Here is a 9,225-nt window from a genome sequence, read left to right as displayed (position 1 = left end):
TTTATTAAAGCCTTCAAGTTTTACTTGAAGGTTTTTTTGTTATATGTACGACGTGTTCTCAAAATATATCTTATGAAAACCAAAGCGTTAGTGGGTGAAGTGGCATCCTTTTTTTTAAAAAATAACACCAAAAAAGATATAACGGAACACACGACCTGAAAGGGAACGCACTAGATAAAAGTTTGTATATTTGCGTATGAATAAATTACTAATAATAAGTTCGGTTTGGGTAGAACCTAATTCTTCTGCAGCGGGAAGTAGGATGCTTCAATTAATTCGATTCTTTTTATCTCAAAATTATAGTATCGAATACGCTTCAACGGCTACAATTAGTGAGTTTAGTTTTGATTTAGCCGATTTAGGTATTACAACTCAATTTATTCAGCTTAATGATAGTTCTTTTGATGGTTACTTACAGGAAATTAATCCAAATTTGGTTTTATTTGATCGATTTATGGTTGAAGAACAATTTGGTTGGCGCGTATCAAATGTATTGCCAAATGCAATTAAAATATTAGATACAGAAGATTTACATTGTTTGCGAAAAGCAAGGCAAGAAGCTATTAAGAATAACACTTCGTTCGACACTTTAGATTTCAATTCTGATATAGCTAAACGTGAAATTGCTTCTATTTATAGATGTGATTTATCACTTATGGTTTCGGATTATGAAATGCATTTGTTGCAAACTGTTTTTCAAGTTCCAAAATCTATTTTGTTTTATTTGCCAATATGCATTGAAAAATTTATTGCAGAACAACCAGATTTTCAAACTAAAAAAGATTTTGTATTTATTGGGAATTTTTATCACGAACCAAATTGGGATTCCGTTTTAGTCTTGAAAAATGAGATTTGGCCTTTACTAAAAAAATTACTTCCAAATGCAAAACTTAATATATACGGAGCGTATCCAACTCAGAAAGTTCTTCAATTACATAATCCTAAAGAGGGATTTTTAATTCACGGTAGAGCTGAAAGTGCTGAAGAAGTTATTCGTTCTGCAAGAGTTTTATTAGCGCCTATCCGTTTTGGTTCTGGAATAAAAGGGAAATTATTGGAATGTATGGAATACGGAACGCCATCTGTAACCACTTCAATTGGAGCGGAAGCTATGTGCGATAATCTACCGTGGAACGGATTTGTTGTGAACGAGTATTCTGATTTTATTTCAAAAGCGGTTTTATTGTACTCCAATCAAGAAATTTGGGAACAGGCGGTACAAAATGGTTATGAAATCATTCAACAGAAGTTTATGTTTTCAATTTATAAGTCTAAATTTTTGGATGTCTTAAATGAACTTCAAACTAATTTAGAATTACATAGAAATGCTAATTTTATTGGACAAATGTTACAATTTCATACGTTAAGAAGTACAGAATATATGAGTCGTTGGATTGAAGAAAAGAATAAGTAAATTACTAATTCATTTCAAATTACATAAAACTCGCCAACAAAATTCCTAAAGCAATTACAACTAATTTGGCTAAATTGAATTTATGACCTTCGCTACTTTCAAAAATGATGGTTGAAGAAATATGAAATAAAATCCCAATTACAATTCCGGATAATTGCGATGAATAATTCGTAATAACACTCAAATTATCTGCTAAAAATGTCCCAATTGGTGTCATAAAGGCAAAAGTAATCATGAAAAATAAAATAGCTTTAGAATTCAATTGTGCGTTTTTGAAAAACGTGGTTAAAATTATAGCAATTGGAAAGTGATGAATGGCAATTCCGTAGGCCAAATGTGGATGTTTGTTAATGGGTAAGCCTTCTAAAAGTGCGTGTAAACACAAACTAAAAAACAACAACCAAGGAATATGTGACATTTTGTTATGTCCGTGAACATGTCCGTGTTCTGCACCTTTTGAAAAATATTCTAATATGATTTGAAACACAATTCCAATCATAATAAAAATTCCAATTTTTGAATGGAAATGACCTTCGTGTCCAGGTTCGGTTACTATTTCTTCGCTATGATAAACTTCTGGAAGTAAATGCATAACGGTCAATGACAATAAAAATGCGCCGCTAAATGCTAATAATAATTTTAAATTATTTTTGCTTTTTGGTGCGAAGAATATGGCAAAAATATATCCTAAAATAACAGAAAGTAAAGGAAAAAGGTAAATTGTGTAGTTCATTATTTAAAAATCATAATTAAACGTTCTGATTGTGTTTTGTAAAACTTTCTTAATTTGTAATCTCCAAAAATTTCTAATAAGAAAATATCTGCTTCTTCCATCATAGATTCAAAATCTGATAACGTGAATGCTGAAACTTTTTCGGTAAAGTTGTAAGTTTCACCTTTGTCTTCAAATCTAATTTCTTTAATGATTTTCTTATTTTCAACAAAGCGTTTGATGTTAAAAGTAATGCCATCAATTTCTTTGGTTTCTTCCGCTACTAAATTCTCTATAATAAAATCGACATTAAAAAAATCAATCACTCCAAAACCATATTCGTTAATGCTATCTTTTATAGCTTTTAATGTTTTGATGTTGTCTTCATATGTGTCAAAATACCCAAAACTTGTAAATAAATTAAAAACAGCATCATAAGTTTCGTTCATTGGTTCACGCATATCGTGTGTTTTAAACCGTAACGATTCATTTGAAGATTCATTAGCAATAGCAATACTATTTTCGGATAAATCAACACCAGTTACGTTGTAGCCTAATTTGTTTAAATAGATGGAATGCCTGCCTTTTCCACAAGCTAAGTCTAATATAGTTCCGTTTTCTGGCATATTCAGATAGTGTGTAACATTGTCCATAAAAACTTGTGCTTCTTCTTCATTTCTGTTTTTATACAAAATGTGATAATAAGGCGAATCAAACCAAGTACTGAACCAATTTTCTGAATTTTTTGCTATAGAATTTGACATTTATCTGTTTCGAAATTATGAATCAACAAATTTAATGTATTTTTGCAAACAAATAGCAAATATTATAAACACAGATTACACAGATTACACAAATTCACACAAAATGATTCGTGAAAATCTGTGAAATCTGTGTTTAATTTCTGACTATTAATTATTTATTTAATTTATAAATTCTCTCTGAGGGAAAGAGGTCTATGGAAAATTTTAAAATGGTTGCCAAAACTTTTTTTGGTTTTGAAGAAATTCTAGAAAAAGAATTGTTCCAATTAGGAGCACAAAATGTAATAAAAGGAACAAGAAGTGTAAGTTTTCAAGGTGATAAAGGGTTTATGTATAAAGCAAACTTGGCTTTACGTACGGCTTTAAAAATTCTAAAACCCATTCATACTTTTAAGGCGTATAATGAACAAACGCTGTATGATGGCATCCAAAAAGTGGATTGGTCAGACTATTTGAAAGTGCAACAATCATTTGTTGTGGAAACGACTTTGTATTCAGAACAATTTACGCACAGTCAGTTTGTGGCGCAAAAAGTTAAGGATGCGATTGTAGATCAATTTAAATCCAAAACAGGAGAACGTCCAAGTATTGATAAAGATTTCCCTGATTTACGAATTCATATCCATATTGATAGAGATTTTTGTACGCTTTCGTTAGATACTTCTGGTGTTTCGTTACATCAGCGAGGTTATAAAACTGCTACTAATATTGCTCCAATTAATGAAGTTTTAGCGGCTGGAATGTTAATTTTATCTGGTTGGGATGGAAACGCCCATTTTTTAGATCCTATGTGTGGAAGTGGAACAATTGTTGCAGAAGCTGCAATGATTGCGTGTAATATTCCTGCTAACATCAACAGAAAGGAGTTTGCTTTTGAAAGATGGCCAGATTGGGATTCGGAATTATTTGATAAAGTTTTAGAATCGTTATTTAAAAAAACAAGAGAATTTCATTATACAATTGTTGGATGCGATAAAGCACCGAGTGCTGTTGAAAAAGCGAAAGACAATATAAAAAACTCCAATTTAGATGATTACGTAACTATCAAACAAGCCGATTTCTTTCAATCTGAGAAAGAAGTAGAAGGACCGTTGCATATGGTTTTCAATCCGCCTTATGGGGAACGTTTGAATATAGAAATGGAACGATTTTATAGAGAAATTGGCGATACGATGAAGCAAAATTATCCAGGAACAAATGCTTGGTTTATTACTGCGAATTTGGAAGCCTTAAAATTTGTAGGATTACGTCCAAGTAGAAAAATAAAATTATTTAATGGAAAGTTAGAAGCGCGTTTCGTAAAATACGAAATGTATGCAGGAAGCAAGCGAACAAAATTTCAGGTCAATGAATAATTAGTTTATAATAAAAAAAATAATAATAGTATGTCAAAACAAACCAAATCTTTAGTATTTAATATGTTAGGATTTTTAATCCTTTTCATTGCATTCCGTTTTATGGTTGCTACATATACAGGTTTTACAAGTTGGCAAATTCCGTTAGCGGCGTTTGTAATAGCCACTATTTTAGCCCCAAAATTTCAAGTAGTTAAAACCAGTGAAGGTGAAAAGTTATTTATGAAATGGCTTTTTATTAAAGGGGTGAAAGAGATAAAATAATTCAATTTCCAAAAATAAAAATTCCAAATTCCAAATTTACGACAAGTTTGGGATTTGGAATTTTTTAATTTTTGGGTTTTGGAGTTTTTGAATTTCCTTTGCTTTTATAAAAAGGAATAAAATAACTTATAGAATAGTTAATTCCTGCTCCAAACTTACTATTTTCATAAGTTTTATTAAAACCAGGAATATATAAATTAGCAAATCCTTCTGATTCATTATTAGACATTAAATAATTTAATCGCAAGGAAAATCCGACATATAAATTATTTAAAATTTCCGCTTTTAAACCACTTACCACTTCTAACCAACTTGCCGAAAGTCCGTTGAATTCTTGACCAGATGTATTTGTGTTTACTCCGTAATAATTTCCAGGTTGATAAATAGTAAAGCTGTTTAATTTATGATTAAAACTTCCTACGCCAAAACGCATTCCAATAAAAATCATATTTTCCATATCTAACCAATTTTCATAGGCGTTATAATCAAAACCTACTTTAAAATAGGTTCCTTTTGTTGTATAATTTAGGTTGTCGTCTGCTGTAGTTTTTTCTTCGTTACCTATTTCTCCTGCGGCATAAAATTTCTTAGTAATTCTATAATCTCCTACTAATTCTAAACCTTTATAATTGTCGTTATATAACGATTTTGTCAATCGATGTACATCAATTCCCAATCGTAAACCATAACGTTGAGGAATTTTTAAAGTATCTTTTTCTTGAGCTAATCCATTTTCTGAAAACAGCAGCATAAAAAGTAGACTAAAAATATATTTTAATATGTGTTTCATCTTCGTTTTCAATATTTGGTTGTGAAACAATAACGTTTTGAATCCAATTGTTTGAATCAGGTGTTACTGTTATTGGGTTAGTAGTATTTAGTGTAAACAACGTTTTATAACCACAGGCACGAGAAACAAAAACTGTTTTTCTACTGTAATTAAAAGTAATTTCGTCTAAATTATCGTCTGTTATTGGGTCAATGCTTCCATTTTGAATGAAATGTAAAATTGAAGTATCTTGAAACGTTTTTAGTGGCACTTTTATTCTGCTTGTGGCAGTAAATCCAAAACCATTTGTAAATCCTGGAGCAATTACACCTAAATTAGTTACGTTGTTAAGCGTTGTTGGATTGGCAACATCGTAAAATTCTATCACAACTTTTGGTGTAGTTGGGGTATTAGCATCGCAAATATCGTCTTTTTCGCAACTCGAAAAGCAAACGCTAAGTAATAGTAATAGAAATAGTTGTTTCATATCTTATCTTTTTTCTAAAAGTACAACATTTTCAACGTGATGCGTTTGCGGAAACATATCTACTGGTCGCACTCGTTTAACTTTGTACATTTCATCTAACAAAGCCAAATCACGAGCTTGTGTTGCCGAATTACAACTTACATATACTATTTTTTCGGCTCCAATTTTTAATAATTGTGCGACAACGTCTTTATGCATTCCATCTCGTGGAGGATCGGTAATTACTACATCTGGATGTCCGTGTGTGTTGATGAAATCATCATTAAACACATTTTTCATATCACCAACAAAAAATTCGCAATTTGTAATGTTATTTCTGTTGGCATTTTCTTTTGCATCAGCAATTGCTTCAGGAACCGCTTCTACACCAATTACTTTTTTAGCTTTTTTCGATACAAATTGGGCAATTGTTCCTGTTCCTGTATATAAATCATACACTAATTCGTTTCCTGTAAGTCCTGCAAAATCTCGTGTAATGGCATATAATTCATACGCTTGTTGTGAATTGGTTTGGTAGAACGATTTGGCATTAATACTAAAATGTAGTCCTTCCATTTCTTCTAAAATGTAATTTCTACCTTTAAAAGTAATAATATCTTGATCATAAATGGTATCGTTCATTTTCTGATTGATAACATATTGTAATGAAGTAGTTTCTGGAAAACGTTCAGCTAAAAACTGCATCATTAATTCAATTTCCGATTTATTATTTTCAAAAAACTGAATTAAAATCATTAATTCACCTGTTGAAGCGGTACGAATCATTAATGTTCTCAGTAAACCTTCGTTGGTTCGAGGGTTATAAAATGACAAGTTGTTTTCATTCGCAAATCGTCGAATTTCATTTCTAATATCGTTTGACGGATCTTCTTGTAAATGACATTTCGTGATGTCTAAAATTTTATCCCACATTCTCGGAATATGAAATCCTACCGCGTTTTTATTGTCTAATTCGGCTCCTGAAGCCACTTCTTCAGGTGTCATCCATCTTGTTGATGAAAAACCAAATTCCATTTTATTTCTGTAGAAAAATTGCTTTTCCGAACCTAAAATGGATTCAAATTCGGGCATTTCAATTTTCCCAATGCGTTTCAAATTATTGTATACTTCGTTTTGTTTGTAATGCAATTGTTGGCTGTACTTCATATTTTGCCATTTACACCCGCCGCAAACACCAAAATGTTCGCAAATTGCTTCTGTTCGGTGTTCTGAAAATTCGTGAATTTTTATGGCTTTACCCTCATAAAATGCTTTTCGTTTTTTCATAGTTTGAATGTCGGCCACATCACCTGGAACCACATTCGGAATAAAAATTACTTTACCATCTGGCGCTTTTGCTACCGATACACCTTTTGCACCTGCATCAAGGATTTGTACGTTTTTGAATACGATTCTTTCTGTTCTCTTTTTTCCCATGACGCAAAAATAAGAATTGTTATGCGGATTAGATAAATTATTTTACTTTTATAACAAAATTTTAGAGTAATGATAAAATATTTGGCGCTTTTACGAGGTATAAACGTATCGGGACATAACATGATAAAAATGGATGCCTTGAAAAAAATGCTCGAAAATATGGGATTTCAAAATGTAGAAACGTACATTCAATCGGGTAATGTTTTTTTGGAATCGGAAGAAGAGAATGCGGCAGGTATAGGCTTTAAAATTAAACAAGAAATTTCAAAAGTATTTGGCTATGATGTTCCTGTTATTATGGTTTCTAAAACGGATTTAGAATTATGTTTTAAGAATAATCCGTATTTGAAAGAAAAAGAATGCGATGTTAAAAAATTATATGTGGCTTTTATTTCTAAAGAATTGACAGCTGCAGCTATAAACGACTTGAAAATAAGTAATTTTAAACCAGATGAAGCGACTATTGATGGTAATAGAATTTATATTAAATATGCAATTGGTGCTGGAAAAACCAATTTAGACCAGAAATACATAGAAAAAAAATTAAACGTGGTGGCTACCATAAGAAACTGGAATACAGTTACAAAGTTATTAGAGATGTATAACGGTTAGAAATTTCAAATACCAAAACCCAAAACTCAAATTCCAAACTTAATTTCTCTTTTTGGAATTTGGAATTTGTTTTTTGTTACTTTTGTAAATTAAGGATGATTTCTCTCCAATAAGTAGGAATTGCGATTTGACAATCAATAAAAATTAATCATGTCACTTTTAGAAAAAATGAATCCAGCAGAAATTATTGCTTTGGAAGACCAACACGGTGCTCACAATTACCACCCGTTACCTGTAGTATTAAATAAAGGAGAAGGGGTTTTTGTTTGGGATGTAGAAGGAAAAAAATATTACGATTTTTTATCAGCCTATTCAGCAGTAAATCAAGGACATTGTCATCCAAAAATTGTTGGAGCAATGATGGAACAAGCACAAACACTTACCTTAACATCGAGAGCGTTTTATAATGATAAGCTTGGTGTGTATGAAAAGTATGTAACCAATTATTTTGGTTTTGATAAGGTTTTACCAATGAATACTGGTGCTGAAGCAGTAGAAACGGCTTTAAAAATTTGTAGAAAATGGGCATATGAAAAAAAGGGAATAAGCGAAAATGCAGCACAAATTATTGTGTGTGAAAATAACTTTCACGGAAGAACCACTACTATAATTTCGTTTTCAAATGATGAAAATGCACGAAAAAATTTCGGACCTTTTACAGATGGATTTATAAAAATACCTTATGACGACATTGAAGCTTTAGAAAAAGCAATTTCGTCTTCGCCAAATATTGCTGGATTTTTAGTCGAACCAATTCAAGGTGAGGCGGGCGTTTATGTGCCGTCTGAAGATTATATAGCCAAAGCTAAAGCATTATGTACTAAATATAATGTGTTATTTATTGCAGACGAAGTACAAACAGGTATTGCAAGAACTGGTTCTTTATTAGCTGTTTGTGGAAACTGCACTTGCGAAAAAGCTTGTGAAAAACAAAGCACGTATGTGCAACCTGATATTTTAATATTAGGAAAAGCAATTTCTGGAGGTGCGTATCCAGTTTCGGCAGTTTTAGCAAATAATGAAATTATGAATGTGATTAAACCTGGACAACACGGTTCTACTTTTGGTGGAAATCCAGTGGCGGCTGTTGTGGCTATGGCAGCATTAGATGTGGTTTCAGAAGAAAATTTATCACAAAATGCCCGTAAATTAGGAAAAATATTTAGAGAAGAATTAAACAAATACATTCAAACTTCATCTATTGCAACATTAGTTCGTGGAAAAGGTTTGTTAAATGCTATTGTTATTAATGACACCGAAGAAAGTGAAACAGCTTGGAATATTTGTATGAAATTAGCTGAAAACGGATTATTAGCGAAACCAACGCACGGTAACATTATTCGTTTTGCACCACCATTAGTGATGACAGAAACACAATTATTAGATTGTGTGTCTATTATTACGAATACATTAAAAGAATTTGAAAATTAAT

General features: G+C 31.5%; 10 protein-coding genes. 5 read left to right on the top strand and 5 right to left on the bottom strand.

The genetic code is table 11. The features are described 5' to 3' along the window. The first annotated feature begins 196 nt into the window (after positions 1-196). Positions 197-1,414, top strand: coding sequence for a glycosyltransferase family 4 protein (locus ACIQ16_RS05515; RefSeq protein WP_396149423.1), 1,218 nt, complete (start codon positions 197-199; stop codon positions 1,412-1,414). Between the two features lie 19 nt (positions 1,415-1,433). Here the strand turns inward: ACIQ16_RS05515 and ACIQ16_RS05510 are convergent, their stop codons facing one another. Together ACIQ16_RS05510 and ACIQ16_RS05505 are read right to left on the bottom strand one after the other, a co-directional pair. Continuing rightward, entirely contained in the window at positions 1,434-2,147 is a 714-nt protein-coding gene (locus ACIQ16_RS05510; protein WP_396149421.1) for a ZIP family metal transporter, read from the bottom strand. Continuing rightward, positions 2,147-2,890 carry a class I SAM-dependent methyltransferase gene (locus tag ACIQ16_RS05505; RefSeq protein ID WP_396149419.1) on the bottom strand — a complete coding sequence of 248 codons (744 nt, stop codon included), beginning with the start codon at positions 2,888-2,890 and terminating at the stop codon, positions 2,147-2,149. Before ACIQ16_RS05505 ends, ACIQ16_RS05510 begins: the two co-directional genes overlap by 1 nt. Before the next feature lie 194 nt (positions 2,891-3,084). Between ACIQ16_RS05505 and ACIQ16_RS05500 the strand changes: the two genes are divergently transcribed. Continuing rightward, a complete protein-coding gene (locus tag ACIQ16_RS05500) occupies positions 3,085-4,245 on the top strand; it encodes a class I SAM-dependent RNA methyltransferase (RefSeq protein ID WP_396149417.1) in 1,161 nt (386 codons plus the stop codon). 30 nt (positions 4,246-4,275) lie between these two features. After that, on the top strand, positions 4,276-4,509 hold the full coding sequence (locus ACIQ16_RS05495) for a hypothetical protein (RefSeq protein ID WP_396149415.1): 234 nt from the start codon (positions 4,276-4,278) through the stop codon (positions 4,507-4,509). Positions 4,510-4,573: 64 nt separating this feature from the next. Here ACIQ16_RS05495 and ACIQ16_RS05490 read toward each other — a convergent pair whose 3' ends face one another. The 3 genes from ACIQ16_RS05490 to rlmD are packed head-to-tail and all read right to left on the bottom strand — an operon-like array spanning position 4,574 to position 7,181. Beyond that, on the bottom strand, positions 4,574-5,299 hold the full coding sequence (locus ACIQ16_RS05490) for a DUF6048 family protein (protein WP_396149413.1): 726 nt from the start codon (positions 5,297-5,299) through the stop codon (positions 4,574-4,576). Beyond that, positions 5,271-5,765 (bottom strand): DUF6452 family protein, encoded by a 495-nt coding sequence (locus tag ACIQ16_RS05485; protein ID WP_396149411.1) that lies wholly within the window; start codon positions 5,763-5,765, stop codon positions 5,271-5,273. Before ACIQ16_RS05485 ends, ACIQ16_RS05490 begins: the two co-directional genes overlap by 29 nt. Before the next feature lie 3 nt (positions 5,766-5,768). Beyond that, entirely contained in the window at positions 5,769-7,181 is a 1,413-nt protein-coding gene (gene rlmD / locus ACIQ16_RS05480) for a 23S rRNA (uracil(1939)-C(5))-methyltransferase RlmD (RefSeq protein WP_396149409.1), read from the bottom strand. A 69-nt stretch (positions 7,182-7,250) separates the two neighbouring features. Between rlmD and ACIQ16_RS05475 the strand changes: the two genes are divergently transcribed. Together ACIQ16_RS05475 and rocD are read left to right on the top strand one after the other, a co-directional pair. Next, on the top strand, positions 7,251-7,793 hold the full coding sequence (locus ACIQ16_RS05475; protein ID WP_396149407.1) for a DUF1697 domain-containing protein: 543 nt from the start codon (positions 7,251-7,253) through the stop codon (positions 7,791-7,793). A gap of 150 nt (positions 7,794-7,943) precedes the next feature. Continuing rightward, positions 7,944-9,224, top strand: coding sequence for an ornithine--oxo-acid transaminase (gene rocD / locus ACIQ16_RS05470; RefSeq protein ID WP_396149405.1), 1,281 nt, complete (start codon positions 7,944-7,946; stop codon positions 9,222-9,224). Position 9,225 lies beyond the last annotated feature (1 nt).

It is taken from the genome of Flavobacterium sp. (genome assembly GCF_044360715.1).
In the GTDB taxonomy this organism is placed as follows: Bacteria; Bacteroidota; Bacteroidia; order Flavobacteriales; family Flavobacteriaceae; genus Flavobacterium.
Note: the sequence above shows the minus strand (reverse complement) of the source record. Positions and strands in the feature narration are given on the sequence as shown.